This window comes from Pseudomonas sp. B21-023 (assembly GCF_024749165.1).
Taxonomy (GTDB): domain Bacteria; phylum Pseudomonadota; class Gammaproteobacteria; order Pseudomonadales; family Pseudomonadaceae; genus Aquipseudomonas.
The window spans coordinates 5,452,067-5,475,255 of sequence record NZ_CP087190.1; the positions used below are offsets into that span (position 1 = coordinate 5,452,067).

General features: G+C 64.6%; 19 protein-coding genes and 1 pseudogene. 10 read left to right on the forward strand and 10 right to left on the reverse strand.

The annotated features are described in order from the left end of the window. Positions 1-80: 80 nt before the first annotated feature. From LOY42_RS24675 to bioB, 8 genes are all read right to left on the reverse strand, one after another. Positions 81-1,367: a diguanylate cyclase gene (locus LOY42_RS24675; protein WP_102681904.1), complete on the reverse strand. Its 1,287-nt coding sequence runs from the start codon at positions 1,365-1,367 to the stop codon at positions 81-83. A 269-nt stretch (positions 1,368-1,636) separates the two neighbouring features. Beyond that, positions 1,637-3,442, reverse strand: a complete 1,806-nt coding sequence (locus LOY42_RS24680; RefSeq protein ID WP_139668021.1) for a phenylacyl-CoA dehydrogenase — start codon at positions 3,440-3,442, stop codon at positions 1,637-1,639. Between the two features lie 250 nt (positions 3,443-3,692). Beyond that, positions 3,693-3,989 (reverse strand): pyrroloquinoline quinone biosynthesis protein PqqE, encoded by a 297-nt coding sequence (locus LOY42_RS24685; RefSeq protein ID WP_102681902.1) that lies wholly within the window; start codon positions 3,987-3,989, stop codon positions 3,693-3,695. 110 nt (positions 3,990-4,099) lie between these two features. Continuing rightward, a complete protein-coding gene (bioD, locus tag LOY42_RS24690) occupies positions 4,100-4,780 on the reverse strand; it encodes a dethiobiotin synthase (RefSeq protein WP_258599592.1) in 681 nt (226 codons plus the stop codon). Position 4,781: 1 nt separating this feature from the next. Further along, positions 4,782-5,606: a malonyl-ACP O-methyltransferase BioC gene (gene bioC / locus LOY42_RS24695; protein WP_258599593.1), complete on the reverse strand. Its 825-nt coding sequence runs from the start codon at positions 5,604-5,606 to the stop codon at positions 4,782-4,784. Beyond that, positions 5,599-6,330, reverse strand: coding sequence for an alpha/beta fold hydrolase (locus tag LOY42_RS24700; RefSeq protein WP_258599594.1), 732 nt, complete (start codon positions 6,328-6,330; stop codon positions 5,599-5,601). Before LOY42_RS24700 ends, bioC begins: the two co-directional genes overlap by 8 nt. Then, positions 6,323-7,495 (reverse strand): 8-amino-7-oxononanoate synthase, encoded by a 1,173-nt coding sequence (bioF, locus tag LOY42_RS24705; protein ID WP_102681898.1) that lies wholly within the window; start codon positions 7,493-7,495, stop codon positions 6,323-6,325. Before bioF ends, LOY42_RS24700 begins: the two co-directional genes overlap by 8 nt. Before the next feature lie 2 nt (positions 7,496-7,497). After that, positions 7,498-8,556, reverse strand: coding sequence for a biotin synthase BioB (bioB, locus tag LOY42_RS24710; protein WP_110697436.1), 1,059 nt, complete (start codon positions 8,554-8,556; stop codon positions 7,498-7,500). Between the two features lie 90 nt (positions 8,557-8,646). On the opposite strand from bioB, the gene LOY42_RS24715 reads away from it, so the two are divergent. From LOY42_RS24715 to rarD, 4 genes are all read left to right on the forward strand, one after another. Continuing rightward, positions 8,647-9,384: a ComF family protein gene (locus tag LOY42_RS24715; protein WP_258599595.1), complete on the forward strand. Its 738-nt coding sequence runs from the start codon at positions 8,647-8,649 to the stop codon at positions 9,382-9,384. Between the two features lie 57 nt (positions 9,385-9,441). Continuing rightward, positions 9,442-10,206, forward strand: coding sequence for a TOBE domain-containing protein (locus tag LOY42_RS24720; RefSeq protein ID WP_139668008.1), 765 nt, complete (start codon positions 9,442-9,444; stop codon positions 10,204-10,206). A gap of 78 nt (positions 10,207-10,284) precedes the next feature. Then, positions 10,285-11,259, forward strand: a complete 975-nt coding sequence (locus LOY42_RS24725; protein WP_102681894.1) for a serine/threonine protein kinase — start codon at positions 10,285-10,287, stop codon at positions 11,257-11,259. Between the two features lie 64 nt (positions 11,260-11,323). Beyond that, positions 11,324-12,211 (forward strand): EamA family transporter RarD, encoded by an 888-nt coding sequence (gene rarD, locus LOY42_RS24730; RefSeq protein WP_258599596.1) that lies wholly within the window; start codon positions 11,324-11,326, stop codon positions 12,209-12,211. A gap of 240 nt (positions 12,212-12,451) precedes the next feature. On the opposite strand, the gene LOY42_RS24735 is transcribed toward rarD, so the two are convergent. Continuing rightward, the gene (locus tag LOY42_RS24735; protein ID WP_139668004.1) at positions 12,452-12,970 is read right to left on the reverse strand and encodes a glycine cleavage system protein R; all 519 of its coding nucleotides are present in this window, start codon (positions 12,968-12,970) and stop codon (positions 12,452-12,454) included. Positions 12,971-13,431: 461 nt separating this feature from the next. On the opposite strand from LOY42_RS24735, the gene LOY42_RS24740 reads away from it, so the two are divergent. After that, positions 13,432-15,609, forward strand: coding sequence for a malate synthase G (locus LOY42_RS24740; RefSeq protein WP_258599597.1), 2,178 nt, complete (start codon positions 13,432-13,434; stop codon positions 15,607-15,609). 116 nt (positions 15,610-15,725) lie between these two features. On the opposite strand, the pseudogene LOY42_RS24745 reads toward LOY42_RS24740, so the two are convergent. Further along, positions 15,726-16,176 (reverse strand): annotated as a pseudogene (locus LOY42_RS24745) (response regulator). Between the two features lie 205 nt (positions 16,177-16,381). On the opposite strand from LOY42_RS24745, the gene LOY42_RS24750 reads away from it, so the two are divergent. From LOY42_RS24750 to LOY42_RS24770, 5 genes are all read left to right on the forward strand, one after another. Continuing rightward, complete coding sequence (locus tag LOY42_RS24750; RefSeq protein ID WP_139668000.1) at positions 16,382-18,319, forward strand: putative nucleotidyltransferase substrate binding domain-containing protein; 1,938 nt, start codon at positions 16,382-16,384, stop codon at positions 18,317-18,319. Beyond that, complete coding sequence (locus LOY42_RS24755) at positions 18,316-19,026, forward strand: PolC-type DNA polymerase III (protein WP_102681889.1); 711 nt, start codon at positions 18,316-18,318, stop codon at positions 19,024-19,026. Before LOY42_RS24750 ends, LOY42_RS24755 begins: the two co-directional genes overlap by 4 nt. Before the next feature lie 125 nt (positions 19,027-19,151). Beyond that, entirely contained in the window at positions 19,152-19,670 is a 519-nt protein-coding gene (locus LOY42_RS24760; protein WP_139667998.1) for an RNA polymerase sigma factor, read from the forward strand. Next, on the forward strand, positions 19,667-20,611 hold the full coding sequence (locus LOY42_RS24765) for a FecR domain-containing protein (protein WP_139667996.1): 945 nt from the start codon (positions 19,667-19,669) through the stop codon (positions 20,609-20,611). Before LOY42_RS24760 ends, LOY42_RS24765 begins: the two co-directional genes overlap by 4 nt. Before the next feature lie 148 nt (positions 20,612-20,759). Continuing rightward, entirely contained in the window at positions 20,760-23,186 is a 2,427-nt protein-coding gene (locus tag LOY42_RS24770; RefSeq protein WP_139667995.1) for a TonB-dependent siderophore receptor, read from the forward strand. Positions 23,187-23,189: the final 3 nt, after the last annotated feature.

A 23,189-nucleotide genomic window follows, 5' to 3' on the forward strand; every position in this document is an offset into this window, starting at 1 on the left:
GGGATGAACGCAGTGTAACCGAACAACTTTTACGAGACATAGGGTCATCATGCGACCGAATAGTCAGGCATAGTCACGCCCTAACTCGCCATGCGCACGGCCCCACGCCGCGACTGCTGACCGAACGTCATGACGCAGTTACGCCCCGCGCCCTTGGCGCTGTACAGCGCCTGGTCGGCGGACTTGAGCACTTCCTCGGGGTTGCGGTGCTCGACCTGGCGCTCGGCGACGCCGATGCTGATAGTTACCGATACCGTGGTGTTGGCTCCTCCGCCACGGCGCTGGCGACCGGTGGAGTCATCCTGCGGGCGGCTGTTCTGGTCGCGCAACTGGATCGCATAGTTGGCGATCATCTCGCGCACCGCCTCCAGGTGCGGCAGGCATTCTTCGGCGGTCTTGCCGGCGAACACCAGGGCGAATTCCTCGCCACCGTAACGGTAGGCGCGCCCGCCCCCGGTCACCTTGGACAAGCGGCTGGCGACCAGGCGCAACACCTGGTCGCCGACATCGTGACCATGGGTGTCGTTGAATTTCTTGAAGTGGTCAACGTCGGTCATGGCGATCACATAGTTGCGCCCCAGGCGCTGCATGCGCTCGTTCAGGGCGCGCCGCCCCGGCAGGCCGGTCAGCTCGTCGCGGAAGGCCATCTGGTAGGCCTCGTGGGATACCGCGGCGGCGATCATCAGCATCACCTGGCTGCACATGATGTTCAGGGTGAACGGCAGGATGAAGGTCTTGGGCAGCATCCAGAAGATGCCGATAAGGCCAATGATCTGCGCGGCATGCAACGGCCTGGGCTCACGCAGGTACTGCACCACCAGCAGGATGAACACCGCCAGGAACAGCGGATAGGCCAACTGGATGAGGCTCATCCACTGGCCATGCAGCGAGGGCCAGCGGATCTCGGCCAACCAGCCCAGCAGGGCCTCTGGGAAGCTCTGCTCCAGGGCCACCGCCACGCTGCTCACGGCGAACAGCACGGCGAAGCGGGCCAGCAGGTCCTGGGCCAGGTGCGTGCGTTCCTGCCACGCACCGTACAGGCCGAACAGCGCGGGTAGCAGCAGACAGACCAGGTGGAAGATCACCGCGGCATCCTCGCGGACCCGGCCATTGTCGCGATAGAAGTCGGTCTGGGTATCGAGCAGGAAATAGGCGATGTAGACCGTGACCATCAGGAACAGCTCGCGCTGGCGGCGGTATACGGCGCAGTAGGCGCCACCCAGCAAAAGCACCAAGGTGGGTAGAACGTTGAACAGCGATGTGAAGAAGACGCTGAGGTCCCTTACATAGGCTGCCGCAAGCCCTGCCAGCAACAGAATCAGCGAAGGCAGGAAGTGGCTCGCGCGTACAGCGGATAGACGAAACAAGGGTAATCTCCGACCCGGCAGATCAATAATGGCATTGTGCCCCTACTTCATCGGCAGTGCACATGAATAGATGAATACAGATGCCCGCTTTAACGGCAGATCAGGGGCGAAGCTTGAGACTTTCTCGTTACTGGATGCGACACCCGGTAGGATTATTCCTGTTTGTTTACACAAGGCCGCTCCTGCAAGGGCAGGCGTAGACAGCAAAAAAGAAGCAAAAAAAAACCGCCTACCGGTAAGGGCAGGCGGTTTTCTTACAACCGGCGAGCTTAGATGGACAGACCGAAGTCTTCTTCCTTCATCGCCATGAGGTTGTCGGCGCCAGACAGAATCGCCGCCACGTGGCTGCGGGTACGCGGCAGGATGCGCTGGAAGTAGAAGCGCGCAGTCTGCAGCTTGGCGGTGTAGAAAGCCTCTTCGCTGGTGCCGGCCGCCAGTTTCTCGGCTGCCAGGCGGGCGATGTCGGCCCAGAAGTAGGCCAGGCACGCATAGCCGGAGTACATCAGGTAGTCCACCGAAGCGGCACCCACTTCCTCGCGGTCCTTCATCGCGGCCATGCCGATCTTCATGGTCAGCTCGCCCCACTCCTTGTTGATCGCGGCCAGTGGCTCGACGAACTCCTTGGTGGCGGCGTTGCCTTCCTGGGATTGGCAGAACTTGTGAACGATCTTGGTGAAGCCCTTGAGCGCCTCGCCCTGGGTCATCAGCACCTTGCGGCCGAGCAGGTCGAGCGCCTGGATGCCGGTGGTGCCTTCGTACAGCATGGAAATACGGCTGTCGCGCACGTTCTGCTCCATGCCCCACTCGGCGATGAAGCCGTGGCCGCCGTAGATCTGCACGCCGTGGTTGGCAGACTCGAAACCGACTTCGGTCATGAACGCCTTGGCAATCGGGGTCAGGAAGGCCAGCAGCGCGTCGGCCTTCTTGCGCTCTTCCTCGTCCTGGCTGTACTTGACGATGTCCACCTGCTTGGCGGTGAAGTAGACCATGGCGCGGTTGCCTTCGGCGAAGGCCTTCATGGTCAGCAGCATGCGGCGCACGTCCGGGTGGACGATAATCGGGTCAGCGGCTTTTTCCGGTGCTTTCGGGCCGGTCAGCGAGCGCATCTGCAGGCGATCGCGGGCATATTTCAGGCCGCCCTGGAATGCCACTTCGGCGTGGGCCAGGCCTTGCAGCGCGGTACCCAGGCGAGCAGTGTTCATGAAGGTGAACATGCAGTTCAGGCCCTTGTTGGCGGGGCCGATCAGGTAGCCGGTGGCGCTATCGAAGTTCATCACGCAGGTGGCGTTGCCGTGGATGCCCATCTTGTGCTCGAGCGAGCCGCAGCTCACGCCGTTGCGCTCGCCCGCGCCGCCTTCGGCGTTGGGCAGGAACTTCGGCACGATGAACAGCGAGATGCCCTTGGTGCCGGCCGGTGCGTCGGGCAGGCGGGCCAGGACGATGTGCACGATGTTGTCGGCCATGTCGTGCTCACCGGCCGAGATGAATATCTTGGTGCCGGACACTTTGTAGCTGCCGTCGGCCTGAGGTTCGGCCTTGGTGCGCAACATGCCCAAGTCGGTGCCGCAGTGCGGTTCGGTCAGGCACATGGTGCCGGTCCATTCGCCGGACACCAGTTTGGTCAGGTAGGTCTCCTGCTGCTCGGGGGTACCGTGCTCGGAGATGGTGTTCATCGCGCCATGGGACAGGCCTGGGTACATGCCCCACGACCAGTTCGACTCACCGACCATTTCGCTCAGGGCCAGGCCCAGCGACTCAGGCAGGCCCTGGCCGCCGTGCTCGGCGTCGTGGGCCAGGCTCGGCCAGCCGCCTTCGACGAACTGCTGGTAGGCTTCCTTGAAGCCGGTCGGGGTCTTCACGCCGGCCTCGCTCCAGGTGCAGCCTTCCAGGTCGCCGACGCGGTTCAGCGGGGCCAGTACCTCTTCACAGAACTTCGCGCCTTCCTGCAGGATCGCGTCGACCATGTCGGGCGTGGCGTCCTGGCAGCCCGGCAGGCTCTGATAATGCGCCTCATAGCCGAGCAGTTCGTCGCGGACGAAGCGGATATCACGCAAGGGGGCTTTGTAATCAGGCATTGCGATGAACCTCTGTGATGAGTTCGGTAGGGAGACCGCGGGTACCGACCAGCTCTTGGCGGCTTTCGGTCAAACAGTTGTTTGAAACTTACGTTTAGGAGGCCTCGCTGTCAAGGTGGGCTAACAATGGCATTTATGCCGCCGAATATGATGATTCAGCCAAGCACCCTAAAACGCATCGCGGGGCAAGCCTGCTCCCACGAATGGAAGCGGGCTTGCCCCGCGAAGTAAGCGAATGGGGTTCAGCGAGTCAGGCGTAGGTGTCGATGAACCGACCGAGCATTTCATCGGAAGCCTTGGCGACTTTGGCACCCAGTTCGACTTCGTGCTTGCCCAGGGCCAGTTGCACGGTGCTGGTGGCCAGATCCATCTGCTGGCTGCGGTCAACGCCTCGCAGGCGCTCGGCCTGGTAGTCGGTGGACTGCCCGCTGGTGCCACGCTCGACGGCGCCGCTGGCGATCTGCTGGGCGGCCTGGTCGACACGGTTCTGGCCGTTCTGGATGGCACCCAGGCCCGCGTAGTAGGCGGAGCTCGCATTGATTTCCATGTCAGGACTCCATGACGCTGGATGATTAACAGGCCTTATTAAAGCAGCAGAACGGGAAAAAGGCCCGTTGAAATCCCTAATAGCCTTGTGCCAGCCGATAGACAGTAGGCCTAATCCAACAGGTCCAGGTGCAAATGCTCGGCCACCGCAGCCGCGCCCGCCACCTTCAACCAGGGCACGCGCCCCAGGCATGGTGCGGGCAGCCGCTCGGCCAGGCTCGACAGGTTCTCCTCCAGACGCGATGTCCGCGGATCGACGATGTTCGCCACCCAACCGGCCAGTTGCAGGCCGTCGCGGGCGATGGCCTCGGCGCTGAGCAAGGCATGGTTGATGCACCCCAACCGCACCCTTACCACCAGGATTACCGGCAGTTTCAGGGCAATGGCCAGGTCTGACAGGTTGGCATGATCGGACAACGGCACCCGCCAGCCACCGGCCCCTTCGATCAAGGTGAAGTCGGCGTGCTGCGCCAGCACCTGCTGCATCGCATCACGCAGCACCGGTACGCTCAACACCACCCCCGCCTCGTGCGCCGCCACGTGTGGAGCGATGGCCGGCTCGAAAGCGAAAGGGTTGACCGATTCATAGGGCAGTTTGACCGAGCTTTCGTCAATCAATGCCAGGGCATCGCTGTTGCGCAACCCTCTGGGCGTCACCATGCACCCGGATGCCACCGGCTTGGCCGCCAACGTGCTCAGCCCCGACTGCATCGCCGCATGCAGCAGACCCGCGGCGATGGTGGTCTTGCCGACATCGGTGTCGGTGCCGGCAATGAAATAGGCCTGGCTCATGTCACTGCTCCCCGGCCAGCGGTTTGCGCAAGACGCCATACACCACCTGATAGGTGGCAGGCAGCCCCTGAGGCTGGCGGAACTGTTCATAGGCCTGCAACAGGCCCTGCATCCGCGCACGTCCGGTCAACCCCGATGGGCGCCCCGGATTGATGTTGTGCGCACCCAGCGCCTTGAGCTCGTGGGTCAGGCTGCGCACGTCGGGGTAATGCAGTACATGGGGATGTCGCTCCAGGCCGATCAGCTCCAGACCGCTTTCCCCGCATAGACGCTGGTAATCCTCGAAACGCCGGAAGCGATTGACGTGCACCATGCCATCGACGGCTTGCCAGCTGGCACGCAACTCATCAAGGGTGCCCACGCACAAGCTGCTGAATGCCAGCACCCCGCCTGGGCGCAGCACCCGCCGCGCCTCACCCAGCACGCTGGCGAACTGGCCGCACCACTGCACCGCTAGGCTGCTGAACAGCAGATCGACACTGCCATCGCGCAACGGCAGACGCTCGGCGTCACCCGTCACATGGTGCCGGGCGCCGCCTTGCTCACGGGCATGGCGCAACATGCCCTCGGCAATGTCCACCGCCACACCGTCGGCATCGCTGAAGCGCTCGGCCAGGACCCGGCTGAAATGGCCGGTGCCACTGCCCATGTCCAGCCAGCGCGCTGGGACGAGCCCTGCGGGCAGTTTCCCCAACAGCGCCATGCCTACTGCGCGCTGCAAGGCCGCGACACTGTCATAGCTGGCTGCGGCGCGGGAAAACGAAGCCGCCACCTGGCGCTTGTCCGGCAGGGCACCGGGCAAGGTGGGCTGGGAAAGATCAGTCATCGCCACTCTCATGCAGGAAACTCTTGATGCCCGCCGCCAGCTCCTGCGGGTACTCCAGCAGGAAGGCGTGGGAACTGTCTTCGACCAGGCCGACTTCCACGTCGGGCAACAGGTCGCTCAGGGCCTTGGCAGCCTCCACCGGCACCAGCGCATCACTGCCGGCGAACAGGTGCAGCTGCGGGCCGCCGTATTGCTCCAGGGCAGCGCGTGTATCAAGGCTGGCCAGCACCTCCAGACCGGTGGCCAGGTACAGCGGATCGGTGTCGGGCACGCCGACGCCCAGTTGGCGCAGCAAGGTGCGCGGTTGCTGCGCGCCATCGCTGCACAAGGTGCGAAAGCGCTTGAGGGTCACCTGGGTATGGCTGCGGCAGCCATCGAGGAAGGTACCGAAGGTATCCGGTGCCATCCCGTGCGGCCAATCCGGCCGAGCGACAAAGCTGGGGTTGCTCGCCAGCGTGAGCAAGCCGCAGCAATGATCGCCGCGCTTGTGGGCCAGGGCGCTGGCGAGCATGCCACCCAGCGACCAGCCGCCAAGCCACACGTCGTTGGGCAGCTTGCGGTCGAGGTAGTCGACCCAGGCCAGCGGGTCGCTGTCGGCCAGGTCCGGCAACGGCATCAGTTCGACCTGCAGGCGCGGGTCCTGAGCACGCAGGCTGGCGGCCAGCGGCTCCAGTGAGGCGGTGCCCAGCCCCCAGCCGGGCAGAAGGATCATTCGGTTACGCATCGGCGGACTCCAGCTGTGGATAACACTCGGCCAATGCATTCAACAATAGCTGCACCTGTGCCTCACTGTGGGCGGCGCTCAGGGTCACCCGCAGACGGGCGCTGCCAGCGGGTACGGTGGGTGGGCGAATCGCCGTGACCAGCAGACCGCGTTCACGCAACAAGCGGGACAATGCCAGCGCCCGCCCCGCATCGCCGATAAGGATCGGCTGGATCGCGGTGTGGCTGTCCATCAGGGTCAGGCCGATCTGCTCGGCGCCTGTGCGGAACTGCTGGATCAGCGCGGCCAGGTGCTCGCGCCGCCAGCGCTCCCGACGCAGCAGCTCCAGCGCCTTGAGTGTGGCGCACGCCAATGCCGGTGGCTGGCTGGTGGTGTAGATGTAGGGCCGGGCGAACTGCACCAGCGCCTCGATCAGATCCTCGCTGCCGGCAACGAAGGCGCCGGCGGTACCACAGGCCTTGCCCAGCGTGCCGATCAGCACCGGCACGTCATCGACACCCAGGCCGAAATGCTCGACCAGGCCGCCGCCGTTGGCGCCCAAGGTACCAAAGCCATGGGCATCGTCGACCATCAGCCATGCCCCACGGCCGCAGGCGACCTTGGCCAGGGCCGGCAGGTCGGCGCAATCGCCATCCATGCTGAACACGCCATCGGTGACCACCAGGGTATTGCCGGTGGCTTTCTCCAGGCGACTGGCCAGGCTGGCCGGGTCGTTGTGCAGATAGCGGCTGAAGCGGGCGCCACTGAGCAGCCCGCCGTCGAGCAGGGAAGCGTGGTTGAGGCGGTCCTGCAAGACTGTGTCGCCCTGCCCCACCAGCGCGGTGATGGCCCCGAGGTTGGCCATGTAGCCAGTGGAAAACAGCAACGCGCGAGGGCGCCCGGTCAACTCGGCCAGTGCTTCTTCAACGTCATGGTGCGGCGTGCTGTGGCCGATCACCAGGTGCGAGGCGCCACCGCCGACACCCCAGCGCTCGGCGCCATCGCGCCAGGCCTTGATCACCTCGGGGTGATTGGCCAGGCCCAGGTAGTCATTGCTGCAGAAGGCCAGCAGCGGCTGGCCATCGACCACCACCTGCGGCACTTGCGGGCTTTCCAGCAGCGGCCGTTGCCGATAGAGGTCCGCGGCACGCCGTTCGGCCAGGCGCGCGGCGAGATCGAAGGCCATGCTCAGGCCGAGGCTGCGTCGTAGAACAGCTCGCTGCTGCGCTGCTCGACCAGCGCCTGTTCGATGGCGGCCTGGTGCACTTCGTCGGCGTGCTCTTCGCGGGCTTCCGGCTGGATACCCAGGCGGGCGAACAGCTGCATGTCCTTGTCGGCCTGCGGGTTGGCCGTGGTCAGCAGCTTCTCGCCGTAGAAGATCGAGTTGGCCCCGGCCATGAACGCCAGGGCCTGCATCTGCTCGTTCATCTGCTCACGGCCGGCCGACAGGCGCACGTGGGACTTGGGCATGAGGATCCGGGCCACGGCCAGCATGCGGATGAAGTCGAACGGATCGACGTCTTCCTCATCGGCCAGCGGCGTGCCGGCAACCTTGACCAGCATGTTGATCGGCACCGACTCCGGGTGCTCGGGGAGGTTGGCCAGCTGGATCAACAGGCCGGCGCGGTCGTCCAGCGACTCGCCCATGCCAAGGATGCCCCCGGAGCAGATCTTCATGCCCGCGTCACGCACATAGGCCAGGGTCTGCAGGCGTTCGCTGTAGGTACGGGTGGTGATGATGCTGCCGTAGAACTCCGGCGAGGTGTCGAGGTTGTGGTTGTAGTAGTCCAGGCCGGCTTGGGCCAAGGCCTGGGTCTGCTCCTGGTCGAGCTTGCCGAGGGTCATGCAGGTTTCCAGGCCCATGGCCTTGACCCCTTTGACCATCTCCAGCACGTAGGGCATGTCCTTGGCCGAGGGATGCTTCCACGCCGCGCCCATGCAGAAGCGGGTCGAGCCGATGGCCTTGGCCCGGGCGGCCTCCTCCAGCACCTTCTGCACTTCCATCAGCTTCTGTTTTTCCAGCCCGGTGTTGTAGTGGCCGGACTGCGGACAATATTTGCAATCTTCCGGGCAGGCGCCGGTCTTGATCGACAACAGCGTGGAAACCTGCACGCGGTTGGGGTCGAAATGTGCACGGTGAACGGTCTGGGCCTGGAACAGCAGGTCATTGAACGGCTGCTGAAACAGTGCCTTGACCTCGGCCAGGGACCAGTCGTGACGGGTTGTTGCAATTGCGCTGGCGCTCATCGGCGTTTCCTTATCTATGGTCTGACTGACGCCGGGACAGGGAAACCCACCAGCGCATCACGGATAGCTCGCATAGTCACGGAAGGCCCCATGAACTGTCAACCAATCAAGAACACACGGGTTTACATCTGTACAAATATCGAACAATCCTGTTTGCTTTGCGATGAGCTCGCGGGGCAGCCCTACCCACTGTGCGTCGCCTGCGAGCAGGCGCTGCCCTGGCTGCAGGAGCAATGCCGCCGTTGCGCGCTGCCCCTGGCCCTGGACGACCTTCTCTGCGGCAGTTGCAGCCGCCGCCCACCGGCATTCAAACGGGTGATCGCGCCCTGGCATTACGGCTTTCCCGTCGACACCCTGATAAGCCGCTTCAAGCACAACAGCCAGTGGCCCCTGGGGCGGTTGCTCGCCCAACTGCTCGGCCAGAACCTGAGCCACCACTATCACGAGGGCTTGCCGCGGCCGGATCGCTTGTTGCCCGTTCCCCTGGCCAGGCGTCGACTGCGCCAGCGCGGCTTCAACCAGGCGGCGATGCTCGCCCGCTGGCTCGCCAGGCAATTGCGCCTGCCCTGCGACGAGCACCTGCTCCAGCGGGTACGCGATACACCGGCGCAACAGGCGCTTGGTGCCAAGGCCCGGCAACGCAATCTGCGCCAGGCCTTCGCCCTCACCCCGGGCAGTGAACTGGAGGGCCTGCACCTGGCACTGGTCGACGACGTGCTGACCACCGGGGCGACCGCGCAGACCATCGCCCGGTTGCTGCGCAAAGCCGGAGCCCGGCAGGTGGATATCTACTGCCTGGCGCGCACACCGCGCCCGGGCCAGGCTTGACTTGACCCGGTGACGACGGCAACGTCGCGGAACCTTCACCACGCCTGATGCCCACCCATGTCCCTGCCCGCCTTGCTCACCCAGCACATCGCCCGCCGCCCACAGCGCATCGCCCTGTTGCAACATGTCGCCGAGCAGGGGTCCATCACCCGCGCCGCCAAGGCCGCGGGGATCAGCTACAAGGCCGCCTGGGATGCCATCGACGAACTCAACAACCTGGCGGCGCAGCCCCTGGTGGAACGCAGCACCGGGGGCCGGGGCGGTGGTGGCGCCCGGCTGTCCGCCGAAGGCGAACGGGTACTGTGCCTGTACCAGCGCCTGCAGGCATTGCAGGCAGAGATCCTGGAGTCCGCCGAGGACAGCAGCGACTTCGCCCTGCTTGGCCGGCTGATGCTGCGCACCAGTGCGCGCAACCAGTTGCAGGGACGCATCAGCGGGCTGCGCCGCGAAGGCCGGCATGACCGTATCAGCCTGGACCTGGGCGGCGGCCTGGAGATCGAGGCCTTGATCACTCGGGGCAGTACCGAACGCCTGGAACTGGCACTTGGGGGCACGGTGGTGGCGCTGCTGAAGGCGGGGTGGGTGCAGTTGCTGGGGCCGGACGAGCTGGCGGAGCAAGGCAGCAATTGCCTGAAGGCCAAGGTCGAGGAGCTTGTCGGTGAGCAGGACGGTCCAGTCGAGGTGCGCCTGGCACTGGGTAACGGGCAGACTTTGTGCGCTTTCGCCGAGGCTGACTGGCTGGCGCAGTATCAAGTCGGGCCGCAGAGCATGATGCGGGTGCAGTTCCATCCGTCGTTCGTGTTGCTGGGGGTGCCGGTCTAACCGGCTACGACAAGGGCGGGGCCTGCCTTGTGATTGGGGTAACATGCAGCCACGCCGTCCCCGCGCCTGGAGCCTTTCATGTCCCACCCCTTCGACACCCTCACCCCCGACCTCGTGCTGGACGCCGTGGAAAGCCTTGGCTTTCTCAGCGATGCGCGGGTGCTAGCGCTCAACAGCTACGAAAACCGTGTCTATCAGGTGGGCATCGAGGGGGAACAACCGCTGATCGCCAAGTTCTACCGCCCTGGGCGCTGGAGCGATGCGGCAATCCTCGAAGAACATGCCTTCACCGCCGAACTGGCGGAGTGCGAAGTGCCCGTGGTGGCGCCGCTGCTGCACGAGGGCCGCTCCCTGTTCGAGCACCAGGGGTTTCGCTTTACCCTGTTCCCGCGCCGTGGCGGCCATGCCCCGGAGCCGGGCAACCTCGACCAGTTGTACCGCCTGGGTCAGTTGCTCGGGCGCTTGCATGCCGTGGCAGCCATCCGGCCATTCGAACACCGTGAGCAGCTGGCTGTGGACAACTTTGGACATGCCTCGCTCAACACCCTGCTGGACGGCGGCTTCGTTCCTCGCGAGCTGCTGCCGGCCTTCGAATCCGTGGCCCGCGACCTGCTCAAGCGGGTCGAGGATATCTACGCCCGCACCCCGCACCAGCGGATCCGCCTGCACGGCGACCTGCACCCCGGCAACCTGATGCACCGCGACGATATCTATCATGTGGTCGACCTCGACGACTGCCGCATGGGCCCCGCGGTGCAGGACCTGTGGATGATGCTTGCCGGCAGCCGCGAAGAGCGCCTCGGCCAGCTCGCCGAGCTGATCGACGGCTACAACGAATTCCACGACTTCGACCCGCGTGAACTGGCCCTGATCGAGCCACTGCGCGCCCTGCGCCAGTTGCACTACAGCGCCTGGCTGGCTCGGCGCTGGGATGACCCGGCGTTCCCCCGCAGCTTCCCGTGGTTCGGCCAACCACGCTACTGGGGGGACCAGATCCTGGCGCTACGTGAGCAAATGGCCGCCCTCGATGAACAACCGCTGAAATTGTTCTAGGTGCACGTCGCGCTCTGTCTACAATAGGCGTCGCTTTATTTAGCTACCTAAGCAAGGATTCTGCATGCACGCCGCAAACCCGCGTCGCGGGTACATTCTGGGCCTCGGCGCCTACATCATCTGGGGCCTGTTCCCCCTGTACTTCAAAGCCATCCAGAGCGTCCCGGCGGTAGAGATCATCGTCCATCGGGTGCTTTGGTCGGCGCTGTTCGGTTCGCTCCTGTTGTTGGTGTGGAAGCACCCCGGCTGGTGGCGCGAACTGCGCGACAACCCCAGGCGCCTGGCCATCCTGGCCCTGAGCGGCACGCTGATCGCCGGCAACTGGCTGACCTATGTATGGGCGGTGAACAACGGGCGCATGCTCGAGGCCAGCCTGGGCTACTACGTCAACCCGCTGATCAACGTGCTACTGGGCATGTTGCTGCTCGGTGAGCGCCTGCGCCGCCTGCAATGGCTGGCAGTGGGCCTGGCGGCCCTCGGGGTGGCGCAACAAGTCTGGCAGGTCGGCAGCCTGCCCTGGGTATCGTTGGCGCTGGCACTGTCCTTCGGCTTCTACGGGCTCATCCGCAAGCAGGCGCCGGTCGCGGCACTGCCCGGCCTGGTGGTCGAAACCTGGATGCTGGTACCGCTGGCGATCGGCTGGCTGCTGCTGCACCCAACGGCCAACAGCGCCAGCCTGGAATTTTTCAACAGCAGCGAGGCGCTGTGGCTGATCGCCGCCGGCCCGGTAACCCTGATACCTCTGGTGTGCTTCAACGCCGCCGCGCGCCACCTGCCGTACACCACCCTGGGTTTCCTGCAGTACCTGGCGCCGACCTTGGTGTTGCTGCAAGCGGTGTGGCTGTTCGATGAGCATCTTTCGTCCAGCACACTGATGGCATTTGCGTGTATCTGGGCAGGCCTGGCGGTCTACAGCGTCGATGCCTGGGTGAGTTTGCGCAAGCGCGCCTGATCAATTAATGATCAAATAGCTGCAGACCACGGAGTGCGTGGCCTGCAGCAAGGTCTCCAGAGGTTATCCACACCCTCGTCCCCGTGGTTTGTGCACAAGCGACTGATTACTGGGTGTTTTTTGCTCAATGCTGGCTAACCGGCGCGGGCTCTGGGCTGGCGGCGAAGGCCCCCAGGTTATCCACAGGGGCATCCCCGTAGAATCTGGATAAAGAAGCTGGGTCACGCCCGACAACTCGCCTCATTCCTCAGGCCGCAAACTCAACTCCACCATCAGATCGTCCGCCAGGTTCTCAAGCCGCTGTTGCAGTTCGTCAAGCGACAGGGTCAAAGGCAGCGCCAGCAGCGCATCGGCCTGGAACAACGGCTCGCTGCTCATCGGTGCCGGGCGCACCTCGGTGCTCAGGCGCTCCACATTCACCCCAAGCTCCGCCAGCAGGCGGGTGATGTCACGGACGATGCCCGGCCTGTCGTTGCCCACCAGCTCCATGGCGATCGGTTTCCAGGTGCAGGACGGCTCGATGCCGCTTTCGGCGATCAACACACGAATGCCGTTTTCACCCAGTTTCTGCAGCGACTCGACCAGTTCGGCGTAGTTCTCCGCCGGTACCGCCACCCGCAGGATCCCGGCGAACTGGCCGGCCATGCGTGACATGCGGCTTTCCAGCCAGTTGCCATTGTGATCGGCGATGCATTGGGCGATACGCTCTACCTGCCCGGCCTTGTCAGGGGCGATCACGGTCAGTACAAGATGGTCCACGGGGCCACTCCTTCATTCGTCTGCAAGCGCCGCCGCAGATGGGGGCGATACGGGGATCGAATCAGTATAGGCAAGGCGCGGCAACCTGCCGCAGGACAGCCAGGCCAACTAATCGTGTACTGTTTCAAGATTTATCTGGAACAATCCACCTGTTTTTTGCGAACATGTCGTCTCCCAGCGTGACCCTATGCGACCAATCGGTCGCAGAGCGACGCTTTTAGTCTGATGTTTACCTGCCTGCTGCTTCATGTAGTATGCATCGGCGCGGACTACAAAAACGTCGTTTCGATGTCTGCCAAGGCGCCTGTGAAAATACGCCAAACGCCCGCCGGCCCGTCTGGCGAGCCGCACCCAGCCGCCCCGGAATGCGCGGGCATGCACTGGTGCCGTGTTTAGAGAAGCGCTACAGGCTTAATACAGAAGAGCGAAAGCGAAATAGCTGAGCAGAGGTGAGGCAAGCAATGACTGGATACGTTCAAGTCGGTGGCCTTCAGGTCGCCAAGGCCCTGTACGACTTCGTCAACGACGAAGCGATTCCTGGAACCGGCATCGAAGCCGAAAAGTTCTGGGCCGGGGCGGCAGAGATCATTAAAGACCTCGCTCCCAAGAACAAAGCCCTGCTCGCCAAGCGCGACGAGCTGCAAGCCAGGATCGACGCCTGGCACCAGGCCCGCAAAGGCCAGGCCCATGACGCCGTCGCCTACAAGGCATTCCTCCAGGAGATCGGCTACCTGCTGCCACAGGTCGAGGACTTCCAGGCCACCACCCAGAACGTCGATGACGAGATCGCGGTCATGGCCGGCCCGCAGCTGGTGGTGCCGGTAATGAACGCCCGCTTCGCCCTGAATGCCGCCAACGCCCGCTGGGGCTCGCTGTATGACGCGCTGTACGGCACCGATGCCATCAGCGATGAGGGCGGCGCCGAAAAAGGCCAGGGCTACAACAAGGCCCGTGGCGACAAGGTCATCGCCTTCGGCCGTGCCTTCCTCGACCAGGCCGCACCGCTGGCCGCAGGCTCACATGTCGACTCCACCGCCTACCGCATCGACGGCGGCAAGCTGGTGGTCGCCCTCAAGGGCGGCAGCAACAGCGGCCTGCGTGACGACGCCCAGCTGATCGGTTTCCACGGCGATGCCGCCGCACCGACCGCCGTGCTGCTCAAGCACAACGGCCTGCACTTCGAGATCCAGGTCGACGCCAGCACCCCGGTCGGCAGCACCGACGCCGCCGGCGTGAAAGACATCCTGATGGAATCGGCTCTGACCACCATCATGGACTGCGAAGACTCGGTCGCCGCCGTCGATGCCGACGACAAGGTCATCGTCTACCGCAACTGGCTGGGCCTGATGAAAGGCGACCTGGCCGAAAGCGTGAGCAAGGGCGGCAAGACCTTCACCCGCACCATGAACCCGGACCGCGAGTACGCGGGGCCCAATGGCGGCAGCGTGACCCTGCACGGCCGCTCGTTGCTGTTCGTGCGCAACGTCGGTCACCTGATGACCAACCCGGCGATCCTCGACGCCCAGGGCAACGAAATTCCCGAAGGTATCCAGGACGGCCTGTTCACCAACCTGATCGCCCTGCACAACCTCAACGGCAACACCAGCCGCAAGAACACCCGTAGCGGCAGTGTCTACATCGTCAAGCCGAAGATGCACGGCCCTGAAGAGGTGGCGTTCGCCGCCGAGATCTTCAGCCGCGTCGAAGACCTGCTGGGCATGCAGCGCAATACCGTCAAGGTCGGCATCATGGACGAGGAGCGCCGCACCACGGTCAACCTCAAGGCCTGCATCAAGGCTGCGGCCGAGCGCGTGGTGTTCATCAACACCGGCTTCCTCGACCGCACGGGTGACGAGATCCACACCTCCATGGAAGCCGGCGCCGTGGTGCGCAAGGGCGCCATGAAGAACGAGAAGTGGATCGGTGCCTACGAGAACAACAACGTCGACGTCGGCCTGGCCACCGGCCTGCAGGGTCGCGCGCAGATCGGCAAGGGCATGTGGGCCATGCCCGACCTGATGGCCGCCATGCTCGAGCAAAAGATCGCCCACCCGCTGGCCGGGGCCAACACCGCCTGGGTACCGTCGCCGACCGCCGCCACCCTGCACGCCCTGCACTACCACAAGGTCGACGTGCAGGCCCGGCAACGCGAGCTCGCCTCGCGCACCCCGGCTTCGGTCGACGATATCCTGACCATCCCGCTGGCGGCCAACACCAACTGGTCGGACGAGGAAATCCGCAACGAGCTGGACAACAACGCCCAGGGCATCCTCGGCTACGTGGTGCGCTGGATCGACCAGGGCGTGGGCTGTTCGAAAGTGCCGGACATCAACGATGTCGGCCTGATGGAAGACCGTGCCACCCTGCGGATTTCCGCCCAACTGCTGGCCAACTGGCTGCGCCATGGCGTGGTCACCCAGGCGCAGGTGCTGGAAAGCCTCAAGCGCATGGCCGCGGTGGTGGACAAGCAGAACGCCGGTGACGCCCTGTACCGCCCGATGGCGCCGAACTTCGATGACAACATCGCGTTCCAGGCGGCGATCGAGCTGGTGATCGAGGGTGCCAAGCAACCGAACGGCTACACCGAGCCGGTCCTGCACCGTCGTCGTCGCGAGTTCAAGGCGCGCAACGGGCTGTAGGTCATCAAGGGGCCGCTTTGCGGCCCAATCGCCGGCAAGCCGGCTCCCACAGGTCAACACTATCCTTGTGGGAGTCGGCTTGCCGGCGATTGGGCTGCGAAGCAGACCCAGTACGATTAGTCCATTCTCAGTTCTTTGCGTACCAGCTCCAGCAACTTGCCCAGGTCCACCGGCTTGAGCAAAAAGTCCACCACCCCCAGGTGCATCACGTCCACCGCCTCCTTCACATCGGTGTCGCCCGACACCACGATGATCGACAGCGCCGCCCGCTCGGACTCGCGAATCTGGCGAATCAACTCCAGGCCATCCTTCGGCTCCATGCGCAGGTCGGTGATCATCAGTGCGATCCGCGGTTCGTAATGCAGCTTCAACATCGCTTCCTGCGCGCCGTCAGCCGTCATGCAGGCGATACCTCGACTCTTCAGGTACAGGCTCAGCGCCTCGCTGTTCACCGGGTTGTCGTCCACCACCAGCACCACGGGACGAGCCGCGACAGGCGCACTCACCCCAGCCAGTGCCTCGCGCTCGGCGTCACTCAGTATGTCGTCATGCTCGGCCATGGCCCATCTCGTCAAAAAAATCTCGTTCACAGCTTAGGACCGCGAAATTTACATAGCCCGGTTCGCCTTTCGTCGGGTCCTTGACAGCCTCGCTCTAGACTTACGTCCAATGGGCACCACAGTACGGCCAGCCGACCATGGAGGCCGAGAACAACAAAGCCGACCCCTATAGATAGATATATATAGTTCGGCGTAGCGATACGGTCAGCTTCATGAGCAAAAAGGACGCCTACACCCAGGCCGGCAGGACAGCGGTACTGCAAAACATCCAGGGCACCCTGCAGTTCCTGCAGCGTTTCCCGCCGTTCAACCAGATGGAACACAGCCACCTGGCCTACCTGGTGGAACAGTGCCAGCTGCGCTTCTACGCGGGCGGCGAAAGCATCATCACGCCGGCCGAGGGCCCGGTCGAGCACTTCTATATCGTCAAGCAGGGGCGCGTGGTCGGCGAACGTCACCATGTCACCAAACCAGGCACCGAGACCACCTTCGAGATCACCAGCGGTGAATGCTTCCCGCTGGCGGCCTTGCTCGGCGAGCGGGCCACCCGCACCGAGCACCTGGCCGGCGAAGACACCTTCTGCCTGCAACTGGACAAGGCCGCGTTCATCCGTGTGTTTTCCATGTCCGAGGTATTCCGCGACTTCGCCTTGCGCGGCGTCAGCAGCCTGCTCGACCAGGTCAACCAGCAAGTGCGCCAGCGCGCCGTGGAGACCCTGGGTACCCAGTACTCACTCAACACACCGCTGGGCGAACTGGCGCTGCGCCACCCGGTTGTGTGCACGCCAGACACGCCCCTGCGCGAAGCCGTGCGGCAAATGCACGAGCAACAGGTCGGCAGCATCGTGATCATCGATGAGCAGCGCCACCCCATCGGTATCTTCACCCTGCGCGACCTGCGCCAGGTAGTGGCCGACGCCAGCGCCGAACTGACCGCGCCCATCGAGCGCTACATGACCGCCAAACCGTTCTACCTGAGCCCCCAGGCCAGTGCGTTCGACGCCGCCATGGCGATGACCGAACGCCACATTGCCCATGTCTGCCTGGTGGACAACCAGCGCCTGTGCGGGGTGATTTCCGAGCGCGACCTGTTCTCCCTGCAGCGCGTCGACCTGGTACACCTGGCCCGCACCATCCGCCATGCACCGCGGCTGGACAGCCTGGTGGCACTGCGCGGCGAAATCGGCCAACTGGTCGAACGCATGCTCGCCCACGGCGCCTCCTCGACGCAGATCACCCAGATCATCACCCTGCTCAACGACCATACCGTGTGCCGGGTGATCGAACTGGCCATCGCCGAGCGCGGCGACCCCGGCGTGCCGTTCAGCTGGTTGTGCTTCGGCAGCGAGGGCCGCCGCGAGCAGACCCTGCACACCGACCAGGACAACGGCATTTTATTCGAGGCCCGTGACGGCGCCGAAGCCGAGGCGATCCGCGCACGCTTGCTGCCGTTGGCCCAGCAGATCAACCACAACCTGGCCCAGTGCGGCTTCACCCTGTGCAAAGGCAACGTGATGGCCGGCAATCCCGAGCTGTGCCTGTCGCGTGGCGAATGGGCGCGGCGCTTCGCCGGCTTCGTGCGCGAAGCCAGCCCCGAGAACCTGTTGGGCTCAAGCATCTACTTCGACTTGCGCGTGGTCTGGGGCGACGAGCAGGGCTGCGAGCAACTGCGCCAGGGCCTGCTGGAGCAAGTCGCGGACAACCGCATCTTCCAGCGCATGCTGGCCGACAACGCCCTGCGCCAGCGTCCGCCGGTCGGGCGCCTGCGCGAGTTCGTGTTGACCCGCCAGGGTGACGACAAGGCCGCCACCCTCGACCTCAAGGTGCAGGGCCTGACCCCGTTCGTCGATGGCGCCAGGCTACTGGCCCTGGCCCACGGCATCACGGCGTGCAATACCCTGGAGCGGCTGCGCCAGCTGATCGCCAAGGGCGTCATCGACCCGCTCGACGGCGCCGCCTATGAAGAGGCCTACCACTTCATCCAGCAGACCCGCATGCAGCAGCACCAGCGCCAGAGCCGCGAGAACATGCCTTACTCCAACCGGCTCGACCCCGACAGCCTCAACCACCTGGACCGGCGCATCCTGCGCGAGTCCCTGCGCCAGGCCCAGCGCCTGCAGAGCAGCCTGGCCCTGCGGTACCAGTTGTGAACCTGTTCGCCTGGTTGCGCCCCACAGCCCCCGAACTCGATGCGGCGCTGCAGCGGCGCCTGGCCGCGCTGCCCGGCCCTGCGCCCCTGGGCGTGTGCTCCCTGCGCGAACAGCGCTGGGTGGTGCTGGACCTGGAGACCAGCGGCCTGAATCTCAATCGCGACCAGGTGCTGTCGATCGGCGCGGTGGCCATCGAGGACGGTGCCATCGACCTCGGTCGGCCGTTCGAGCGGACCCTGCGCCGCCCCGAACAGAAAACCAACGCCAGCGTGCTGATCCACGGCCTGGGCCCCAGCGCCCTGGCCGCCGGCTGCGAACCGGCCGAAGCACTGCTCGACCTGATGACGTTCATCGGCGACAGTCCTGTACTGGCGTTCCATGCCCCTTTCGACCAGCGCATGCTGGCCCGGGCGTTGAAGGACAGCCTGGGCCTGCGCCTGCAGCATCCGTTTCTCGACGTGGCGGAGCTGGCGCCGATGCTCAACCCCGACACAGTGCTGCGCGAGGCCGGGCTGGACGACTGGATCGCCCGTTTCGGCCTCGAAGTCCAGGCCCGCCACCATGCCAGCGCCGATGCCCAGGTGACCGCGGAACTTGCGTTGATCCTCTTCAGCCAAGCGCGCCGCCAGCAACTGGACAGCCCGCTGCAGCTGGAGCAGCGGGTGCGCCAGTGGCGACGACGCAAGACGCAGCACCACGGTCTCTGATTTTTATTGCGCTTTCCCCGCCATGCTGGCAATCCGATAAGCGTCAATTGCGCCCTCCCCCCTGCCTCTGCCACAATCGCGAATAATTATCGTTAGTTAACGCATTCTTTCCCGGGGAACGCTTCTTGACGTCTGCGCACAGTCCACATGCCGAACTGGTCGGCGCGCTGTACCGCGACCATCGCACCTGGCTGCTGGCCTGGCTGCAGCGCAGCACCGCCTGCCGCCAGCGTGCCGAGGACCTGAGCCAGGACACCTTCGTGCGCCTGCTCGGCCGCGAGCGTTTGGACGCCCCCCGCGAACCCCGCGCCTTTCTGGTCGCCGTGGCCAAGGGCCTGTTGTTCGACCACTTCCGCCGCACCGCCCTCGAGCAGGCCTACCTCGCGGAACTGGCGCTGCTGCCCGAAGCCGAGCACCCGTCACCGGAACAGCAACACCTGATCCTCGAAGACCTCAAGGCCATCGACCGCTTGCTGGGCAAGCTCTCGAGCAAGGCCCGGGCAGCCTTCCTGTACAGCCGCCTGGACGGCCTGGGGCACGCCGAGATCGCCGAGCGCCTCGGGGTGTCGGTCTCGCGCGTGCGCCAGTACATCGCCCAAGGCCTGCGCCAGTGCTATGTCGCCCTTTACGGGGAGCCGACATGAAGCATGCCCCGGTTTCCAGCAAGGTGCTGGAAGCGGCCATCGCCTGGAAGCTGTGCCTCGACGAAGGTAGCGGTACCCCGGACGAACGCAGCGAGTTTACGCGCTGGCACGCCGCCCACGAGGAGCACGCCCGCGCCTGGCTGCAACTGGGTATGCTCGACCAGCGCGTCAACGCTGCTGCCGGGCCGGTACGCCACACCCTGCTGCAATCCCGGGCCGGGTTGCGCCAGCGTCTGGGCGGCCTTGCCGGCATGCTGCTGCTCGGCGGCCTGCTGGCCTGGGCCGGCGCACCGTCACTGTCGCCCACCTACTGGCTGGCCGACCAACGCACCAGTACCGGCGAGCTGCGCACCCTGCGCCTGGAAGACGGCACCCTGCTCAGCCTCAACAGCCAGACCGCGGTGGACATCGACTTCCAGGGCGAACAACGGCTGATCGTCCTGCACCAGGGCGAGATCTCGGTAGAAACCGGCCACAAGGACAGCCGCCCATTGCTGGTGCGCACCGAGGAGGGCCGCCTGCGCCCACTGGGTACCCGCTTCCTGGTCAAGCGCGAGGAGGCCGGCACACGCCTGGAGGTGCTGCAGGCATCGGTAGCTGCCAAACCCCAGCACAGCGGCGATGAACAGGTGCTGCGCGAAGGCCAGCAAGTGCTGATGAGCGCCGACGGCCTGGGCAGTGTCACCCCCGTGGCGGTCGGCAGCGACGCCTGGACCCGCGGCATGCTGGTGGTGGACAACGTGCGCCTGGCCGACCTGGTGGCCACCCTCGGCCAGTACCGCAGCGGTCATCTGGGCGTCAGCGACGCAGTGGCCGAGCTGCGCGTGAGCGGCAGTTTCCCGCTGACCGACACCGACCTGGCCCTGGCCTCGCTGCAACCGGTGCTGCCGGTGAAGATCGAACGGCATACGCCGTGGTGGGTCACCGTTACCGCCAAATAGCCCCAGCCAGACCGCCCTTTGGGAGCCGGCTTGCCGCCTCCCAAAGGTTTTTGCAAATCAGTCGTATTTTTTTTCACACCCCCCTGTCACTTTCCCACTCTCGCTCGGCAAGGAAGCAGTCAGCACTATTTCGTCGAGGAGCCGCTGAATGTCCCGTGCCGTTGATGCTTTGCTTCGCCCCAGCCTGATGGCCCTGGCCATCAGCCTGGCCACCCCGTTGGCCAGCACTGCCCTGTTCGCCGCCGAACAGTCCGCCATGCGGGCCTACAACCTGCCCAGCGCACCGCTGGCCAGCACCCTGAACCAGATCGCCAGCCAGGCCGGTATCGCCCTGGCGCTGGATCCGGCGCTGGTCAGTGGGCGTAGTTCGGCGCCGGTCAGCGGCCAGTACAACGGTATTGGCGCGCTACAGGCGGCCCTGCGTGGTACCGGCCTGCAGTTGCAGCAAAGCAGTGCCGGCAGCTACAGCCTGGTGGCGGAAGGCAGCCTGGCGCTGCCGGAGACCAACATCGACGCCAACAGCAGTTTTGAAAGTGCCTGGGGCCCGGTGGAGGGCTACACCGCCAAGCGCACCGCCGCCGGCACCAAGACCGACACCGCGCTGGTCGAAGTCCCACGCTCCATTTCCGTCGCCACCCGCCAGCAGATGAGCGACCGTGGCGTGCAGAGCCTGGATGATGCGGTGAAGTACATGCCAGGCATCGTCTCGGCCAGTTTCGGCAGCGACACCCGCTATGACTGGATGCGCGTGCGCGGCTTCGAGCCGACCCAGTTCCTCGACGGCCTGCCTCTGCCCCGCGGCGTGTATGCCAACCCGAAAGCCGAAACCTGGAACCTCGACCGCCTTGCGCTGCTGCGTGGCCCGGCCTCGTCGGTGTATGGCCAGACCCCGCCCGGCGGCCTGCTGGACATGGTCAGCCGCCGCCCCCAGGCCGAGAGCAGCCACGAGATCCAGCTGCAGTACGGTAGCGACAACCACCGCCAGATCAGCTTCGCCAGCACCGGCAAGCTCGATGAGCAGGGCCAGTTCCTCTATGGCGTCAGCGGCGTGGTGCGCGACAGCGGCACGCAGATCGACCATATCGACAACAAGCGCTACAACATCGCCCCAAGCCTGACCTGGAACATCGACGACGACACCTCGCTGACCTTCCTCAGCCAGTTCACCCGCGACGATACCGGCGCCACCAGCCAGTTCTATCCGATCCAAGGCACCAAGATCGACATGCCGTTCGGCAAGGTCTCCCGCCACAAGAACCTGGGTGATCCGGATTACGAATACTACGACCGCACCTACTACGCGCTGGGCTATGCCTTCGAACATCGTTTCAACGATGTCTGGCAGTTCCGCCAGAACGTGCGCTACACCAAGAGCGAGTTGTCGTTCCAGACGATCACCGTTGGTAGCTACTACCAACCCGGCGGCCCGGTGGACAACGAGGGCAATGCCAGCCGCATGTCCACCAACGTCAATGAGGACATCAGCCAGTTCGCGCTCGACAACAACTTCCAGGCCGACTTCAGCACAGGCGATATCAGCCATACCGTGCTGATCGGCTTGGACCACCAGCGCACCGAATCCGACTTTCTCTCCATCTATGGCTTCAACGTACCGCCCACCAACGTCAACAACCCGGTGTACGGTTTGCCGATCACTCGCCCGGACCGCTCCGCGGCCTATATGGACTACAACCAGAAAACCGTGCAGACCGGGCTCTACATCCAGGACCAGATGGCGCTCGACAAATGGCGCCTGACCCTGGGCGGGCGTGAAGACTGGGTGCATACCGGCACCACGTTCCTCAACAAGGGTAATGCCACCAACACCCAGCGCGACAAGCAGTTCAGCGGTAACGCGGCGCTGAGCTACGTGTTCGATTCAGGCTTTGTTCCCTACCTGTCCTATGCCGAGTCGTTCCAGCCAAGCACCGGCTCGGACGCGGACGTCGAGAAGTCGTTCAAGCCGACCGAAGGCCAGCAATGGGAGCTCGGCATCAAGTACCAGCCACCTGGCTCCAACACCCTTTTGTCGGCGGCCGTGTATGACCTCACCCAGAAGAACGTGACCGTCACCAACAACGTGGGTGGGGTGCCGGTCTCCAGCCAGACCGGCGAGGTCAAGGTCCACGGCCTGGAACTGGAAGCCGTCTCCGACGTCACCGACAACCTGAAAGTGATCGCCGCCTATACCCTGGCCAAGTCCGAAGTCCAGAAAGGGCAGTACAAAGGCAACCGCCTGCAACAGATGCCCAACCAGCAGGCCTCCTTGTGGGCCGACTACACCTGGCATACCGGTGTGCTTGACGGCTTCGGCATTGGCCTTGGCGCACGCTACACCGGCAACCGCTACGGTGACGAAGCCAACACCTGGCTCGGCAAGAGCAAGGCCTACACTGTGTTCGACGCTGCGGTGCACTACGACCTGGGCCGCCTGGACAGCAGCCTCAAGGGGGCCTCAGTGGCGGTCAACGCCAGCAACCTGCTGAACAAGGATTACCTCTCGACCTGCGACGGCTACTACTGCTATTACGGCGACCAGCGCAGCGTCGTCGCCAGCGCCACCTACAAGTTCTGAGTG